Source organism: Shewanella psychrotolerans, assembly GCF_019457595.1.
GTDB lineage: Bacteria > Pseudomonadota > Gammaproteobacteria > Enterobacterales > Shewanellaceae > Shewanella > Shewanella psychrotolerans.
Window position 1 is genome coordinate 87,540 of the sequence record NZ_CP080419.1, and the last position, 16,912, is coordinate 104,451.

Genomic DNA, 16,912 nt, shown 5'->3' on the forward strand with positions numbered 1-16,912 from the left:
ATATTCGAATAGTAATTCGGTAGTTTGACTGGCTACATTTAAGGTTAGTCGCTATTTATTCAATAAGCTCAAACATTTAATGATCTTTAGGTAGGATTTTTCAAACTGTGCGTTTTAGATAACGCTTGTAGGTATAGTGAGCAATTATGATGATTAATGTTTATAAGCGCAAGCTAAAACGCGCCTTAATTCAGGCGCGTTAAATGAGTTAACACATTGAGATCTTACATATTAGGGTAGTTGGGGCCTCCACCACCTTCAGGTGTAACCCAGGTAATATTCTGGCTAGGATCTTTGATATCGCAGGTTTTACAGTGAATGCAGTTTTGACCATTGATCATAAATTTCTTTTCACCCGCTTCTTCAACGATTTCATAAACGCCTGCGGGGCAATAACGTTGGGCTGGCTCATCGAATTTAACAAGGTTAACCGTTAGCGGAATACCGGCATCCTTGAGGCGAAGGTGGCACAGCTGATCTTCTTCATGATAAGTATTGGACAGATAAACCGATGAAAGCTTATCGAAGCTCAGCTTGCCATCAGGCTTGGGGTAGTCAATTTTGTTATAGGCACTGATCTCTGCCATTTGGGCGTAATCTTGCTTTTCATCACGTAGGGTGACGGGGAACTTACCACCGAACCAGTTTTGGTCGATATAGTTAAAGGCTCCACCCAAATAAACACCAAATTTATGCATTGCTGGACCAAAATTACGTGAGGTATAAAGCTCTTGCGCTAGCCAGCTTTGGTCAAACTTTTCTTGGTAACAGTCGAGATCTTTACCACCTTCGACACCTGCGTGCAGAGCATGACAGATGGTTTCCGCCGCAATCATACCGCTCTTCATTGCGGTATGGGTGCCTTTGATCTTGGCAAAGTTGAGGGTACCGGCATCGCAGCCGATGATGAGCCCGCCAGGAAAACTCATTTTAGGTAATGAATTTAGGCCGCCTTTAGTGATAGCTCTTGCGCCATAACTGATGCGCTCACCACCAGTTAAATATTGGCTAATCACTGGGTGAGTCTTGTAGCGTTGGAACTCATCAAATGGGCTTAAATGTGGATTTTGATAATTGAGGTCGATGATCAGGCCAACAGCAACTTGGTTATCTTCTAAGTGATAGAGGAATCCTCCGCCAGAGGCACCATCAGTTAGCGGCCAACCGCCGGTATGAACTACTTTTCCTTGCTGATGTTGCTTGGCTGGTACTTTCCAGATCTCTTTAAAACCGAGTCCGTAATGTTGTGGTGTTTTACCATTGTCGAGATGATATTTCTCAATCAGTTGCTTACCTAAGTGCCCACGACAGCCTTCACTAAATACGGTGTATTTAGCATGAAGCTCCATGCCCGGCTCAAAACTGTCTTTAGCTTTGCCATCGGCTCCAATACCCATATCACCAATGATGATCCCTTTGACGCTGTTGTCTTCATTAAACAGCAGTTCGCTTGCGGGGAAGCCTGGGAAAATTTCGACACCTAAGGCTTCAGCGCGCTCGGCTAACCAGCGAGCGAGATTACCGACACTGATAATATAGTTACCATCGTTGTGCATGGTCTTTGGGATGAAAGCGTTGGGCATTGCGCGAGAGGCGGAATCAGAGCTAAGCATAAATAGCTCATCGTGAGTGACAGCTGTATGTAAAGGTGCACCAGTCTCTTTCCAGTCGCTAAATAGCTCTTCGAGCACTTTGGGTTCGAATACCGCGCCAGATAAAATATGTGCGCCGACTTCCGAGCCTTTTTCAACAACACAAACGGATAATTCTTGTCCGCTGTCTTGAGAAATCTGCATCAGTCGACATGCGGTAGCTAAGCCTGCTGGGCCTGCACCAACGATAACGACATCAAACTCCATCGATTCGCGTTCCATCACTTCACCTCTATTATTGCTTATCACCTGATTGAAACGGGTGTTTTATTCTTTTAAACACCTTACCTTAAAATTTGAGCATGGCACAGAGTTTAAGCAGTTAAGATAGACTAATTGATAGGATTAATCAGCGTGAGGGGTGTCACATAATCTTAACGGTTAATTGATCTTGGGAAAATAATCATTGGTTAAAGGTATTATCTGCGATTGAATTAAGACTATAATTGATAAACGACGGTTCTCCGAGCTTTCAGTCCTACGTCAAAAGATATGGGCAGTCAGCCGTGGCAATAACGCCACCGGGGTGAGAAAAGAAATTGACTCACCTCCCCTTACTTGGAAAGGTGATCATGTCTCAATTACAAGACAATTTTGGTCGACGGTTTCATTACCTGCGGATGTCAGTCACAGACGTCTGTAACTTTAAATGCACTTATTGCCTACCCGATGGCTATCGCCCCGATGGTAAACCTAAGTTTTTAGATCTTAATGAGATTGAAAATCTTGTGGGCGCCTTTGCCGAAGTCGGTACTCAAAAAATTCGTATCACTGGCGGTGAGCCAACTCTGCGTAAAGATTTTAGCGATATTATTCGTATCGTTGCCGATAATGACAAAATCTCAACTATCGCCACCACAACTAATGGTTATCGTTTGGAAAAGCATGCCAAAGAGTGGTTTGACGCCGGTTTAAGGCGGATCAATGTGTCGGTGGATAGCCTTGACCCACGTATGTTTTATCAAATCACGGGTGAGAACAAATTTGATGATGTGATGCGTGGTGTCGATGCGGCGTTAGAGGCGGGTTTCGAACGCGTTAAGATCAATGCCGTGTTGCTCAAAGGACTTAACGATAAAGATTTACCTCGCTTCTTACACTGGATCAAGCATACACCGATCGATCTGCGCTTTATCGAGCTGATGGAAACTGGACTTGGTCGAGATTACTTTCATGCGCATCATTTGGCTGGTGCTGACATTAAAAAGCAATTACTCGAAGATGGTTGGGGATTAGATCAATCCGCGGTCGACGACGGTCCAGCACAAAACTTTAGTCATAGTGGTTTCAAGGGGCGTATCGGTTTGATCATGCCCTATGAGAAAAACTTCTGTGCAAGTTGTAATCGTCTTAGAGTATCGGCTAAGGGTAAGTTGCACCTGTGTCTGTTTACCGAGCATGGTGTTGATCTGAGAGACCTGTTACAGCAGCGTTCTCAGCGAGATGAGTTGATCGAGAGGCTTCATGGGCAGCTACAAACCAAAAAGCAAACCCATTTTCTCCATGACGGTATTACTGGTGTCACTCAACATTTAGCATCCATTGGTGGTTAACGGACTTCTATGACCTAACTCAACAATCATGTTTTAGGTCATGGATATACTTAGCCAATTCATGCTTACATCCTTTATTTGGCATGATTTTCCTGATAATTCACTATTAGGCGAAGAGAGACGTTATGGGTCATTGTACTAATTCAAAATTTAAAGCCTTAAATATCGCTGTACTTACACTATCTGACACGCGTGATCTCAGTCGAGATACATCTGGGCAGTTTCTAGTCGATGCCTTGGTGGACGCAGGGCATACTCTGATCGACCGAAAACTGATTAAAGATGACAAATACCAGATCCGTTCAGTGCTGTCGCAATGGATCGCCACCGATGATGTACAGGTGGTAATCACCACTGGTGGAACCGGCTTTACCGAGCGCGACAATACACCCGAAGCCGTAAGACCGCTGTTTGATCGGGAAATAGAAGGCTTTGGCGAACTGTTTCGTCATGTCACTTATACCGAGCTGGGTACCTCAACGGTTCAATCTCGAGCGCTGGGTGGGTTTGCAAATAAAACCGCGATTTTTTGTTTGCCAGGCTCAACTGGCGCTTGTCGCACAGGTTGGAATAACATCATTAAAGAACAACTCGATGCAACACATAGACCTTGCAACTTTGTGATGCACGTAAAAAAGGTAGCAATTGATGAGTAATGAATTCACCCATATTAATGCCGATGGCAACGCCCATATGGTCGATGTCACCGAGAAAGCCGTTACAGAGCGAGAGGCCCGCGCTGAAGCTTTTATTGAAATGGCGCCATCGACGCTAGAGATGATCATGAGTGGCAGCCATCATAAGGGTGACGTTTTTGCCACCGCCCGTATTGCAGGTATTCAAGCCGCCAAAAAAACCTCAGATCTTATCCCTCTGTGTCACCCTCTGATGTTGACCAAAGTCGAGGTCGATCTTGAGGCTCAACCAGCACATAACCGCGTTCGAATTACCAGCCTATGTAAATTATCGGGAAAAACTGGCGTTGAGATGGAAGCGCTAACCGCTGCATCTGTTGCGGCGTTGACGATTTACGATATGTGTAAAGCGGTACAGAAAGATATGGTGATTTCGCAGACTCGTTTACTTGAAAAACGTGGTGGGAAATCGGGCCACTTCAAAGCATAAATGCCAATCGTGTTAAAGGTGTAGATAAATGATAAATGTACTTTTTTTTGCTCAAGTCAGAGAGCTTCTTGGCGAAAACGCACTAAAGGTTGAAGCGTCAGATTCAACTAAAACTGCGGAAGATTTACGTGCTCAGTTAGCGGCAAAAAATGATAAATGGGGCAAGGTATTAGCGTCTGATAAGTTATTGGTTGCCGTTAACCAGACCATTAGCAGCTGGGATACCCCAGTTGAAGACGGTGATGAAGTTGCATTCTTTCCTCCTGTGACTGGAGGTTAAGATGAGTGCTTTTTTAGACAGAGTGCTAGTTCAAACTCAAGATTTTAGTGTGCCAGATGAGTATGCCAGGATTGCCGATGATAACAGTGATGGTGCCGTGGTGACCTTTATTGGTAAAGTGCGTGACTTTAATGACGGCAGTGCGGTCACCGACTTAACGCTCGAACACTACCCCGGTATGACTGAAGCTGTGCTGAATCAAATTGCTGTGGAAGCTCGAGAGCGTTGGCCGCTCAACAAGGTGACAATTATTCATCGTGTCGGCACCATGGCCTTGGGTGAGCAGATAGTCTTTATCGGTGTCACCAGTGCCCATCGTAAGGCGGCGTTTGCTGCCTGTGAGTTCTTAATCGACTTTTTAAAGACCAAGGCACCTTTTTGGAAGCTTGAGGCGGGTGATCAAGGTAAAAATTGGGTTGAAGCCAAAGATGCCGATGAGCAAGCCGCTAAAATGTGGCAGAAATAGGCGAGTGCTCGTGTAGGTCATGAGGGGTTTGGAGATAGCAAAAAGATGGATTTATTAAGAGGCCTTGCGGTAGCGAGCTTGATGTTGATCGGTTCGTTCTCTAGTTTTGCAGCCGATGTTCCTTCGATTGCCGCTGCGGCGAATATCAAATTTGCATTAGATAAAATAGCGACCAATTTCACCCAAGATACAGGCAAGCAGGTGCGTATCTCTTATGGCTCATCGGGTAATTTCGTTGCCCAAATTCGTCATGGCGCACCATTCGAACTGTTTCTGTCTGCCGATGATAAGTATATTTATCAGTTACATAAATTGGGCGTAACGACTACCGAGGGTGAACTCTATGCTATTGGCCGTTTAGCGTTGGCCGCGCCGAAATCTTCCTCGTTATCATTAGACCCTCAACTTAATGGTTTGAAATCCTTATTGGAGAAGGGCGAGTTAAATCGCTTTGCTATCGCCAATCCTGATCACGCACCCTATGGCGAACGTGCTCGGGAGTTCTTACAGAAGATTGGCTTATGGCAGCAAGTTCATCCTTATCTCATCTATGGCGAGAACGTATCGCAAGCGGCGCAGTTTGCCCTTAGTGGTTCAACCGAAGGGGGAATTGTGGCCTTATCTTTAGCAATGGCACCACAGTTTCAAGCGGCAGGTCATTATGTGACGCTGCCAAGCGAGTTACATTCACCTATGTATCAACGCATGGTGCTAACCGAGAAGGCGGGCGATACCGCAAAGCTGTTTTATGATTATCTTCAACAACAGCGGTCTCGTGCGGTATTTAGTGAGTTTGGCTTTGGATTACCAAACCAAACGCTGGCCGAGCAATAGTCGATGGATTGGCAAGCGCTAGGGTTATCGGTCAAGCTGAGTGCGGTGACGGTATTGATTTTGATTCCCTTTGCTATCTGGGTGGGGCGTTTCCTCGCATATCGTCAGTTTCGTGGCAAATCTTGGATAGAAGCCTTGATCATGGTGCCTTTGGTATTGCCGCCAACGGTCATCGGTTACTACTTGCTGGTGGGGCTGGGGAGCCAGTCTTGGTTAGGGCAGCTGCTTGAGCAGCTTTTAGGCCAACAGTTAGTCTTTCATTTTTCTGGTTTAGTGGTGGCTTCCGTATTGGTTAATATTCCCTTCGCTATTCAGCCGATCCAACGCGCTTTCGAAGCGGTGCCCGAAGAGGTCCGCGATGCTGCAGCTTGCTGTGGTATGAGCCCAATTAAAGCCCTGACAAAAATAGAGCTGCCTCTGGTGTGGCCTGGGGTGCTTACCGCTTTAGTATTGTGTTTCTCTCATGTGTTAGGCGAGTTTGGTGTTGTGTTAATGATGGGCGGAAATATCGCCGGAGAAACCAAGACAATAGCGATTTCGATATACGATAGTGTGCAGGCGTTTGATTTTGCCAGTGCGGGGCAGATGTCGTTAGTGTTACTCCTGTTTGCGATAACCGCTTTAGCATTAACCACCAGTTTATCTCGTCGTTTAGGGGGCCTAAATGTCTCAAGACGTCGCTGATCTCTACTGCAAGGTGAATCAGACCCGGGAGATCATGCTCGATGCAGAGTTTACTTGCCGTGCTGGTGAGGTGCTAGCCGTGGTGGGACCCTCTGGTGGGGGGAAATCGACTCTGCTAAGGATGATAGCAGGGCTGAGTAAACCTGAATCGGGTGAGATCCGTTATGGCGAACGCCAGTGGTTTAGTAGCCAGCATGCCCAATATCTCACGCCCCAGCAGCGTCATTTGGGTTATGTTCCGCAGCATTTCGGCCTGTTTCCTAATATGAGTGCGCTAGATAATGTCGTCGCGGCGCTTGACCATATACCTAAATCAGCTCGGGTTCGACGAGCTAAAGAGTGGCTCGAGCGAGTCAATTTAGACGGCTTACCCGACAGGTTACCCGCTAACTTGTCGGGTGGGCAGCGGCAAAGGGTCGCACTTGCTAGAGCCTTAGCCAGAGAGCCGTCAGTCTTGCTACTCGATGAGCCTTTTTCTGCGGTTGATCGTGAAACTCGAGAGCGTTTATATCTTGAGCTGGCGAGACTAAAAGAGCAGTTATCTATTCCTGTCATCATGGTGACCCATGATCTCAATGAAGCGTTATTGTTAGCCGATAGAATGATCCTCATTAGCCAAGGGATTATGCTGCAACAGGGGACGCCTAGAGAGGTGCTTACTCGACCGCGCAATGAAGCTGTTGCCAAGCAGATGGGGCTGCGTAATATGTTTGATGCCCATGTTGTAGTGCAAGAGCAGGAGCGGCAGATCACTTGGTTAAAGTTTGGTGAGCATCTAATCGCAAGTACCTATTTTGAAAGCTTAGAAGTGGGGACCAAGGTGCGATGGGTGATCCCCAATCAAGGTATTCGGTTTAATTCCATCACTAAAGGTAGGCTATGTCGCAGCTTTAATAAGCTAGTGATCACCGTTGAATCCGTTCTCGCGATGGGAGAAATCATGCGGATCGTCGGTAGCATTAAGGGGGTAAAGCATCATCTTAATGCCGAAGTCCCACTGCATTTGGCGCAAAAACTCGCTTTGGCTCCCGGCGTCGAGACCGAAGTGGCCTTGAAATCGGAGTTAATTCACATTTTGGAACCGCAATAAAGCGTTTACTGGTTAAATGATCAATCGTTAATCTTACTTCCATCTCCCCTGCATTGAGCTAACTCTAAAATGAGTATACATATTATGGAGACGATAACGATGCCCAAAAAACTAACTGGAACCTTGATCCTATCTTGTGTATTAACCCTGCCTGCCTTTGCCGCTGACAATGAACCTAGGGCACAAAAGCCCATCAATCGCGCAGCCGATACCTTGAAAGTTAAAGACGATATGCCCGTTGAGTTGACTGGCCATCTAATTAAGAGTTTGGGAGACGAGAAGTATCTATTTCGAGACAATAGTGGCGACGTCGAAGTTGAGATAGATAATGCCCTTTGGCGTGATATTGAGGTTAACAGTAATACCTCTGTCACCTTAAGGGGAGACATAAACGATGAATGGCAAGGCATCGAGATTGAAATAGATGAAATGGAACGGCTTGGCGATAAAGGCTAGCAAGGTCGCAACTGCTGCGGTTAAGATACGGTTATTGAAGACTTTAATGGAGGAGCTATGGCTCGTTGGTTAATCAGTTTGGTGTTGCTGTCGAGTATTCCAAGCGTGGTCTGCGCCAATCCTGCGGTGCTAGAGTTGCTATCAGACAGCCAAAATCTGACCCCACAGATGTTGATTGCTCAAGCAGAGAAAGACTATCCAGGTGTGATTTCTGAGTTCGATATCGATGTGGAAAATGGGGAGCTGATATATGAGATCAGTATCATAGATACCAAGCAAGATACCGTAACCGAGTTTGAGTTCTGGGCTAAAGATGGCCGTTTAATCCGTCAAAAAGTAGAAGCGCTTGAAGCCGATGACCGCGATGAACTTAAGGCGACCAAACTCGTGCTAGAGATGGGGCTGACATTCTCTCAATTAATTAAGCATGCGATGGGAGACAGTACGGCTCATATTCTCGAGGCTCAACTCGATCATGATCTCGGCATTAGCTATCTCGAATTAAAGCTGATTAATGAAAATGGTAAGCGTAAACTTGCCTTCGACATCGAACAGCAACGACCTTTACCTCTGCTTAAGTGGGACTAAATTGATGAAAATATTGCTAGTAGAAGATGATAAAACCACGATTGACTATGTGGTAAAAGGATTTATAGAGCAGGGACACAATATCGAAACTGCTAGTGATGGTCATCAAGGGCTGCTGCTAGCCACAAGCATGCAATATGACCTGATTATTTTGGATAGAATGTTACCGCAACTCGATGGCCTCAAGGTATTGGCCGCTATTCGGGCAACAGGCAATCAGACTCCTGTGCTGATCTTATCTGCACTCAGTCATGTAGACGAACGCGTCAAGGGGCTTCGCGCTGGTGGTGATGACTACATGACTAAGCCATTTGCTTTTTCAGAGTTGTTAGTTCGTGCCGAAAAATTGATGCAGCGGGGTAATTCACAACCCGCCCATACCGAGTTAACCGTTGGTAATTTGGTGATGGAGTTATTAACGCGAAAAGTCACCTTGGAAGGCAGTGAAATTATGTTGCAACCGAAAGAGTTTCAGTTGCTTAAGTATTTGATGGAACATCCGAATCAGGTGATCAGCCGAACCTTACTTTTCGAAGCCGTCTGGGACTACCACTTCGATCCACGCACCAATGTTATCGATGTTCATATCGCCAAGTTGCGTCGTAAGTTCGAAGAGCTAGGCTATGGTGAACTGATCGAAACTGTTCGAGGGGCAGGTTATCGCCTCCGTAAAGGGCATTAAGCCTTACCAAAGTAGTGCGTGGCGCATTACGATAATATTCTCTGCTCTGGTGACTTTGATTATCGGAACCTTGCTGTTTGGCATGTATCGGCAGTTGATTAACGAACAGGAACTGCAAACGATTCAGCACTTGGTGGCTGAGAAAACGCGTTATCAGCAGATGGCGCTGACTTTAGACAGACGTAGTTTTGCCACTCAAATTCGTAACGCCGACCCTAAAACCGCATTGGTCGCATGGCGCAGCTCCTTAGATCTGGTTGGCGCCTTAAGCTTGATGCCAGATGATATGCCCATCTTGCCTGATACCCGTGATTTTCCAATTTTGACGGGTGGGCCCGATAAGCTGCATATACTGACTGGCGGCTTAGCGATCACCCGCTATGGACCTGTGCTTATTGCGACGCGAACCGACCAGCTGGCGACGCTTATCGAACGCTTTGTTAATGCCGCGATTACGGCATTAATGTTAACTATTGTGCTGACTCTAGCGCTAGGCTATCTGTTTTCGAAAGCGATTCTACGTCGCTTAGTGCAATATAATCGCCTGAGTCGTCGCATCGAACAGGGTGAGTATTCTACCCGCCTGCCGATCAGTTGGCGTCAAGATGAGTTCGATATGCTGGCGGTTAAATTTAATGACGTGTTGGACACCTTAGAAAACAACCTTAATGCGGTGCGAGGAGCGACAGATAATATTGCTCATGATCTTCGTACGCCACTGTCACATCTGCGCATAGGAATTGAACAACTGCCGACTAAGAGTGCTGATGAACTTAATGAGGCCTGCGCGATTTTAACCGAAGAGCTAGATGATTGCTTGGCCACTTTTGATGCTATGTTATCGCTTACCCGCATCGAGGAGGGGCAGCAAGCATTAGAGTTACAATCGTTAAGCCTACAGGCGATGTGTGGCGATTTGTATGAGATGGCTGATGCCATGGCGGAGCTTAATGGACAAACCTTATCACTGGTTACCGACGATGATTACACTGTGATGGGGGATAAATATTTGTTATTCCAAGCGCTGTTTAATTTGGTCGACAATGCCATTAAATATTCGGGCGAGGGCGCGAGTGTTAAGATTGTGCAGCAAGGAAGACGGGTGCAGATTATCGATGATGGTCCCGGTATTCCAAGTGATGCCACAGACAAGGTTTTCGATCGTTTAGTGCGACTCGATCCGAGCCGGCACAATAAAGGCACAGGATTGGGACTATCGCTAGTGAAAGCGATATTACAGCGTCATAATGCTGCTATTACCTTAGATGATAATCAGCCCGGTTTGTTGGTTACCATTACCTTTTCTTAAATATCGTAGGCCATTATGTATCAAATTATCGCTGATGAATCCGACTTCTTGGTGGTCAACAAGTCTGCCAAAGTGCATTTTCATAGCCAAGACGGTACCGCTGGGGTGATGGCACAATTGGAACTCGATCTGGGTATAAAGCTTTATTCTGTTCACCGACTCGATACCATGACCTCTGGGTTGTTGCTGTTTGCTAAGAGCAGTGAAGCGGCTGCGAGCTTTACTGCTAAGTTTACAGCGCATCAGGTGCAAAAATATTATGTTGCGCTTGCTAAAGGCAAACCGAAGAAGAAGCAGGGCTCTATCATTGGGGACATGGCTAAGTCGCGGCGCAGTATGTATAAACTGCTGCGTAGTAAAGAGAATCCAGCCATCACGCAGTTTTTTTCTCAATCGATTGCCGATGGTCTAAGGCTTTACTTGTTAAAACCCTTAAGTGGCAAGACTCATCAGCTAAGGGTGGCATTAGCCAGTATTGGTGTGCCCATTTTAGGTGACACCCTCTATGGGGGAGAAGCAGCTGACCGCGGCTATCTGCATGCCTATGGGTTGCAGTTTGAGTTAGATGGTCAGCAATTCGAGTTTTGCTGTATGCCATCATCAGGAGCGTTTTTTGTCGACGCGGTGGTAAAAAACCAGTTGCAAACATGGTCTAAGCCTGAGAAGTTAGAGTGGCCAAAGCGAAAATAATCAACAAGGAATGAGCTTAAATGGATACAAATAAACTGTTATTAGTGATTATTGCGATACTACTGCCGCCAGTTGCCGTATTTTTGAAGAGTGGTGTGGGTAAAGACTTGCTGATCAACATCATCTTATGTCTGTTATTCTTTGTGCCAGGTTTACTTCACGCACTATGGGTTGTGACTAAGTCATAGCTAAATAAGATAGAAAAAAGCACAGCCTAGGTTGTGCTTTTTTGTGGCTAATCACTTATGAGTAATTACATTTTTTCGGCCTATCTAATTTCCAAAGGACTAGAGTCTTCGTTTTACATAGGTTAATAGTTGTGCGGGTAGGCCTGTGTAGACACACAAATAGGCGGTTTTGGGGTATACTGGCGTGATGAACAGAAAGAAAAAAATTAATCAAACGCTTAAAGCAAAGGCTAAGAAAGCTAATGCTAAGTTTCATAATACGGGTAAGCCCAAGTATATTTCTAAAGCCGAGCGGGAACGTTTAGCGATAGAAACTGAACATTCAGTTGAAGAGCTCTCTCCACTGAAATCTTAGTTACACCCAATTTCAATTTTTCCATTTACCTAAATAGTGACTTTAATCTTTTCATCGTCTGGCCGACTAACGCAGATTTAAACTGTTTGTGAGCGGGTCGACTTATGGTTTTTAACTCAACTGTTAATTGGCCTTTAATGAGATCAAATGTGACTGTTTTAAGACGTGGGCTCAGTGCCAATTGAGCAAGCGTGAATGGGCTAATCGCTATAGATTATTTCTAATTGTTAGTGATATTGCCAATAGAGGAGTTTCATGAATACTGTATATGCCATCGGGGAGCTTGAGTCTTTCTTAGTCGCGATTTTAGTACTATTTATTGGCCATACGGTCAATCGCCATGTGACCGCTTTCAAGAAATATAATATCCCTGAACCCATAGTGGGCGGCTTGATTATCGCGTCTGTGATCACCCTGTTGCACTTTAATCAGATCTCATTAGAGTTCACCTTGTCGATGCAAAACACCCTGATGCTGATGTTCTTCGCCACGGTCGGGTTAGCCGCAAGCTATAAACTGTTGATGAAAGGAGGCAGTAAGGTCTTTTTGTTCTTAGGAATCGCCTCCCTTTACATCGTGATTCAAAATGCAGTTGGGGTCAGTATCGCTACGGCGTTAGGCTTAGAGCCTTTGATGGGGCTGATTGCAGGTTCGATAACGCTATCGGGTGGCCATGGCACTGGGGCTGCGTGGGCGCAAACGTTTTCTGAGGATTATGGGATCAATACCCTTGAGCTTGCAATGGCTGCCGCGACCTTTGGTTTGGTCATGGGGGGGATTATCGGCGGTCCTGTCGCTCAAAGGTTGATTCACAAAAATGGTCTCGTTTCCTCCTATGGTATTGGGGGGAACCATCATAAAGATCACCCAGATCTGGTGACTTATGACCAGCTGGAGGAAGATCGCGTCACGGCTAAGAGTATTCTTGAAGTGATGTTTATTTTGTTGCTTTGTGTTGCCGGAGCCAAATGGTTTGGTTCTCTCATTGCCTATTTTGATATCGGCTGGTTAAAGATGCCAGACTTTGTCTATGCGCTGTTTTTTGGTGTGATGATCGCCAATATCACCGAGCTTTCCCGTGGCTATAAGATCAACAGTGAGAGTGTCGATGTATTGGGTACGGTATCCTTGTCGCTGTTTCTGGCGATGGCACTGATGAATCTCAAGTTGTGGGAAATCTTTGACTTAGCAATACCGCTATTGATTATCTTACTGGTACAAACTGTGGTGTTAGGTTTGTTTGCCTATTTTGTTACGTTCAGATTGATGGGGTCGAATTACGATGCTGCAGTTATCGCTGGTGGCCATTGTGGCTTCGGAATGGGGGCTACGCCTACAGCGGTGATGAATATGGGGGCTTTGGTGTCGAGAACGGGGCCATCACCACAGGCGTTTATGGTTGTTCCTATCGTCGGGGCTTTCTTTATTGATATAGTCAATGCCATTATTTTGCAGGGATACTTAAGCATTATCGCCTAGTTATACCAATTAGTATTAGCTTGAAGCATAAAAAACGGCCGTTAATATCGATTGGTATTAGCTGCCGTTTTGGTTTTATTTAGGTATTAATCCATCAAGAGTCATGAGGTGATTAATGCAACGCTGGGATGAAATAGAGGCTATTGCTGTAAATTTTATCTGAACCGAGCCAAATGTTTCTAAAGAGCAGGTTATCGGTAAGGGCAACGATAGCGCCTTTGCCATGATGTTCAACGATAATGGCGGGTGTTTGACTTAGACTACGTTGGTATTCTTTTGCAAGGTAGCCGTCGAGCAGAGGTTCATCTGCATAGGTTGCTGCAGTAATAAACGGTGTTGTAGTTTTAAGTAGCCCTATTGCTTTATTCTTCAGCACAGGAAGCTGCTTTGATTCAATGCCAAAGGTTATCGGGTGAGTTGGGTCGAGATTTAGAGCAACAATTGCGCCGCCAATTGCTTGTCTTGCATTCAACTTACTTTTATCCGCAAAAGACATCCCTTCGGTAGCAAATAGTTGGCTGAAGAAGCGAGCACTTCTCACATCACTCTTCAGTACATTCCCTCTGCTTAACCATTCTAAAGCGCCTTTTTGGGCGATGATAACTCCCCCATTTTTGACGAACTGACCTAGTTTTCTCGCATAGATATCATCAAGGTTTCTATAGCTACCATCGGCTAGAAAAAGATGGCTATATTCCTCTAACGGTAAACTAGGTAAGCGTGAGATATCCACTTGTGTTAACGGCACACCTAAGCGATTATCCATGAAATACCAAAGTTCACCCACCTCGGGTGCCGAGGTGCCATTTCCGGTAATGATCAATGGCTTTATTGGCGCAATGCCATGAAAGTCGGCACTTCCTAGATCAATGCCTGTTGCTGAACGGCTACTAGGGGCATTATAGAATGTGACCCGATAGCTATTAGCGAGTGAAGAGATAAGGGCTGTTAGCTCATTAGATGACATCTTTTGCTTACCTAATGGGATTTGCAAAGTGCCTGCTGCAAATGGAGTAACCTGCTTACCCGTGTTGATGCTAAAGGGGCTTGCGGCAAATTTTACTTTAACACCCGCCGTTAATAACTTCTGCAACATGGGCGCGGCATTTTGCTGGCGCCAATCAATCAGCAGCGCCACACTGTTCAGATCAATGGTTGCTGGCGTAAAGTTCGGGGCGGTTGTGAGTAAATCATCAACATTTAAGCTAACATCGCGAGCCAGCGCTAGATTATAGGAGTAAGCCAGGTTCCATGTTGAAACATCGTAGAAGGTGGCATCTTCAAATTCTGTGCGCTGATCAAACATTGCCAGCAACAGACTTTTTTGTGGTTGATTAATTGGGATAAACAGGCTGTCTCGTTGCTCGTATCTATGCTTGCCCTGCTTGATGTTGCCATTAAGATAAAAGAAAAGAATGTGGTGCTGCTGCAATAAATTGGCAAGATCATCTCGACGACCAGGATCATCACTGGCGCTAACTAATATTCCTGCTTCTCGCCCTGAGGGTTGATGTTTGTCTTTTCGTTGGTAGAACCGAGTTTGGTACTCTTTTAACTCTTTTTGGAGCGCAAAAGCGCCTTTCAAACTCGAATAGGAGGTGGCAACTTGGTTGGCGATAGCGTCTGCCAAAACAAGCGTGCCGTTATCGGAATCTTGAATCTGACCGCGAACACTGGCCTGTTCAAACAGTACGCCCACAGAGCCATTGATGTCTGGATAGCTTGAGCCTTTGCCATAGTAAAAATCATCAAACATTTGCTTGCTGAAATAGGGTTGCTTACGCGCATCGAGCGCTTTAGCGTGATAGGTCGCGAGTTTATTGGTTAGCTCTTGATTTTCAGTTGGCGTAAGTGGGTGAGTTCGGCTCGGTACACCAGGTTGGAAGAAGTAGCTCTTATTGTGTCCCATTTCGTGGAAGTCGCCAACGTAATGAGGGTTCCATTTGTGAAATAGTGCTATACGTCCCTGCGATTCTGGATGCCTTAGAAATAGCCAGTCGCGATTGAGATCTGCAAAATAGTGGTTACGGCGGCCTGCTGGCCAGTTTTGCTTATGTTCGTTGTGGTTAGGATCGCTAACTTTAACCTTACCTGTGTAATTGTTGGTCCAAGTTGAAAAGCGGTCAAAGCCATCGGGATTTTGTGTTGGGGTGATTAAAACGACAGTGTTATCGAGTAACTCTTGTATCCAGGGGTCTTGGCTTCTGCTGAGTTGATAGCTGACTTCTAATGCGGCGTGAGCCCCGCTTGCTTCATCTCCATGGATTGAATAAGCCAACCAAATGATCAGCGGCCCCGTTTGCTTATTCCCCGCTTTCACGAGAGAACGGTCAGCAAGTATTCGACCTAAATTAGCTTGGTTTTTGGGGGAGGTGATGACCGCTGTTAGTTGCTCTCTTGCTTCATGGCTCATGCCCGTTGCTTCGAGGCTGACTCTTGGACTTTGCTGTGCCAATTGTTTGAGGTAGAAGTTAATTTGATCGTGGCGTAGATGCCATTTACCAAGAGGGTAACCTAAAAACTGCTCAGGAGACTCGATATTCGGTGCTGAGGCTCTTGCAGGTAAGACGCTGACCACGCTTTGATTATCTGAGGCAAAGCAGTAAGAAAAAGAGGTGATGGCCAGTATAGAAATGCACAGTCGCAGCATGATATTTTTATTTAATTATTGTATATAAAGGCTAAATTAACAGTTCGTTAACCCAGTTACCATATTATTTAATGGGTTTGCGCTTTACTTTTTAAGTAAAAATTTTTCGAGTAATCGCCATAAGGGCTACAAAGCTTATCGCAGTCAGAGTATCATAGCGCTAATTCTTACTAAATCACTCGGGTTTAACCTGACGGAGCATATCTTAATGATCACCATTTCCGATGCAGCTCAGGCACATTTTGTAAAGCTACTTGCTGATCAGCCTGAAGGAACTCATATTCGCGTTTTTGTTATCAGCCCTGGCACGCCTTCTGCTGAGTGCGGTGTTTCTTATTGTCCACCAGATGCAGTTGAAGCCGATGATATCGAGCTTGAGTTTAATGGTTTTCATGCCATGATCGACGAAAAAAGCGCTCCTTTCTTGGAAGATGCAACCATTGATTTTGTAACCGATCAGCTTGGTTCGCAGCTTACTTTGAAGGCACCGAACGCAAAAATGCGTAAAGTCGATAACGACGCACCTTTGAAAGAGCGTATCGAATATGTCATTCAATCTGAAATCAACCCACAACTAGCCAGCCATGGCGGCAACATCATGCTCGTTGAAATCGACGCTGAAGGTGTTGCAGTTCTGCAGTTTGGTGGTGGTTGTAACGGTTGTTCAATGGTTGATGTAACACTAAAAGATGGTATTGAGAAGCAGCTTCTTGATATGTTCCCAGGCGAATTGAGCGGTGTGAGAGATGTGACCGATCATGAACATGGCGATCACTCATATCAATAATGCAGATATGAGTGGTATTAATCAGTATTAAAACGGGATGACTT

19 protein-coding genes and 1 riboswitch are annotated in these 16,912 nt (G+C 45.5%); of the genes, 17 read left to right on the plus strand and 2 right to left on the minus strand.

All coding sequences use genetic code 11. The features are described 5' to 3' along the window. Window positions 1-224: 224 nt before the first annotated feature. Window positions 225-1,874: an electron transfer flavoprotein-ubiquinone oxidoreductase gene (locus K0I62_RS00375; RefSeq protein WP_220069645.1), complete on the minus strand. Its 1,650-nt coding sequence runs from the start codon at window positions 1,872-1,874 to the stop codon at window positions 225-227. 228 nt (window positions 1,875-2,102) lie between these two features. Then, window positions 2,103-2,237: riboswitch (molybdenum cofactor riboswitch) on the plus strand. Here K0I62_RS00375 and moaA point away from each other — a divergent pair. From moaA to gltS, 16 genes are all read left to right on the plus strand, one after another. After that, window positions 2,225-3,205, plus strand: coding sequence for a GTP 3',8-cyclase MoaA (gene moaA, locus K0I62_RS00380; protein ID WP_220069646.1), 981 nt, complete (start codon window positions 2,225-2,227; stop codon window positions 3,203-3,205). It overlaps the preceding riboswitch by 13 nt. A 125-nt stretch (window positions 3,206-3,330) precedes the next feature. Then, window positions 3,331-3,861 (plus strand): molybdenum cofactor biosynthesis protein B, encoded by a 531-nt coding sequence (gene moaB / locus K0I62_RS00385; RefSeq protein ID WP_220069647.1) that lies wholly within the window; start codon window positions 3,331-3,333, stop codon window positions 3,859-3,861. After that, window positions 3,854-4,330 carry a cyclic pyranopterin monophosphate synthase MoaC gene (gene moaC, locus K0I62_RS00390; protein WP_220069648.1) on the plus strand — a complete coding sequence of 159 codons (477 nt, stop codon included), beginning with the start codon at window positions 3,854-3,856 and terminating at the stop codon, window positions 4,328-4,330. The genes moaB and moaC overlap by 8 nt, the downstream gene beginning before the upstream one ends. Window positions 4,331-4,358: 28 nt before the next feature. Beyond that, complete coding sequence (gene moaD, locus K0I62_RS00395; protein WP_220069649.1) at window positions 4,359-4,610, plus strand: molybdopterin synthase sulfur carrier subunit; 252 nt, start codon at window positions 4,359-4,361, stop codon at window positions 4,608-4,610. A gap of 1 nt (window position 4,611) precedes the next feature. Then, window positions 4,612-5,076 (plus strand): molybdopterin synthase catalytic subunit MoaE, encoded by a 465-nt coding sequence (gene moaE / locus K0I62_RS00400; RefSeq protein WP_220069650.1) that lies wholly within the window; start codon window positions 4,612-4,614, stop codon window positions 5,074-5,076. A gap of 81 nt (window positions 5,077-5,157) precedes the next feature. Further along, the gene (gene modA / locus K0I62_RS00405; protein WP_258405125.1) at window positions 5,158-5,910 is read left to right on the plus strand and encodes a molybdate ABC transporter substrate-binding protein; all 753 of its coding nucleotides are present in this window, start codon (window positions 5,158-5,160) and stop codon (window positions 5,908-5,910) included. A 3-nt stretch (window positions 5,911-5,913) separates the two neighbouring features. Beyond that, window positions 5,914-6,594, plus strand: a complete 681-nt coding sequence (gene modB, locus K0I62_RS00410) for a molybdate ABC transporter permease subunit (RefSeq protein WP_220069652.1) — start codon at window positions 5,914-5,916, stop codon at window positions 6,592-6,594. Then, complete coding sequence (locus tag K0I62_RS00415; RefSeq protein WP_220069653.1) at window positions 6,575-7,684, plus strand: ABC transporter ATP-binding protein; 1,110 nt, start codon at window positions 6,575-6,577, stop codon at window positions 7,682-7,684. The genes modB and K0I62_RS00415 overlap by 20 nt, the downstream gene beginning before the upstream one ends. A gap of 99 nt (window positions 7,685-7,783) precedes the next feature. Next, window positions 7,784-8,140, plus strand: coding sequence for a NirD/YgiW/YdeI family stress tolerance protein (locus K0I62_RS00420; protein WP_220069654.1), 357 nt, complete (start codon window positions 7,784-7,786; stop codon window positions 8,138-8,140). Between the two features lie 57 nt (window positions 8,141-8,197). Further along, on the plus strand, window positions 8,198-8,728 hold the full coding sequence (locus K0I62_RS00425; RefSeq protein WP_220069655.1) for a PepSY domain-containing protein: 531 nt from the start codon (window positions 8,198-8,200) through the stop codon (window positions 8,726-8,728). A 4-nt stretch (window positions 8,729-8,732) separates the two neighbouring features. After that, the gene (locus tag K0I62_RS00430) at window positions 8,733-9,410 is read left to right on the plus strand and encodes a response regulator transcription factor (RefSeq protein WP_220062645.1); all 678 of its coding nucleotides are present in this window, start codon (window positions 8,733-8,735) and stop codon (window positions 9,408-9,410) included. A gap of 49 nt (window positions 9,411-9,459) precedes the next feature. Beyond that, window positions 9,460-10,719 (plus strand): sensor histidine kinase, encoded by a 1,260-nt coding sequence (locus K0I62_RS00435; RefSeq protein WP_220069656.1) that lies wholly within the window; start codon window positions 9,460-9,462, stop codon window positions 10,717-10,719. 15 nt (window positions 10,720-10,734) lie between these two features. Beyond that, window positions 10,735-11,409 carry a TIGR01621 family pseudouridine synthase gene (locus K0I62_RS00440; RefSeq protein ID WP_220069657.1) on the plus strand — a complete coding sequence of 225 codons (675 nt, stop codon included), beginning with the start codon at window positions 10,735-10,737 and terminating at the stop codon, window positions 11,407-11,409. Window positions 11,410-11,429: 20 nt separating this feature from the next. Continuing rightward, window positions 11,430-11,597 (plus strand): YqaE/Pmp3 family membrane protein, encoded by a 168-nt coding sequence (locus K0I62_RS00445; RefSeq protein ID WP_220062647.1) that lies wholly within the window; start codon window positions 11,430-11,432, stop codon window positions 11,595-11,597. Between the two features lie 187 nt (window positions 11,598-11,784). Beyond that, window positions 11,785-11,952 (plus strand): DUF2986 domain-containing protein, encoded by a 168-nt coding sequence (locus tag K0I62_RS00450; protein WP_220069658.1) that lies wholly within the window; start codon window positions 11,785-11,787, stop codon window positions 11,950-11,952. Between the two features lie 255 nt (window positions 11,953-12,207). Next, window positions 12,208-13,431: a sodium/glutamate symporter gene (gene gltS, locus K0I62_RS00455; RefSeq protein ID WP_220069659.1), complete on the plus strand. Its 1,224-nt coding sequence runs from the start codon at window positions 12,208-12,210 to the stop codon at window positions 13,429-13,431. Window positions 13,432-13,543: 112 nt separating this feature from the next. Here gltS and K0I62_RS00460 read toward each other — a convergent pair whose 3' ends face one another. Further along, window positions 13,544-16,081: a M14 family zinc carboxypeptidase gene (locus K0I62_RS00460; RefSeq protein ID WP_220069660.1), complete on the minus strand. Its 2,538-nt coding sequence runs from the start codon at window positions 16,079-16,081 to the stop codon at window positions 13,544-13,546. Window positions 16,082-16,289: 208 nt separating this feature from the next. On the opposite strand from K0I62_RS00460, the gene nfuA reads away from it, so the two are divergent. Beyond that, a complete protein-coding gene (nfuA, locus tag K0I62_RS00465; protein ID WP_220069661.1) occupies window positions 16,290-16,868 on the plus strand; it encodes a Fe-S biogenesis protein NfuA in 579 nt (192 codons plus the stop codon). Window positions 16,869-16,912 lie beyond the last annotated feature (44 nt).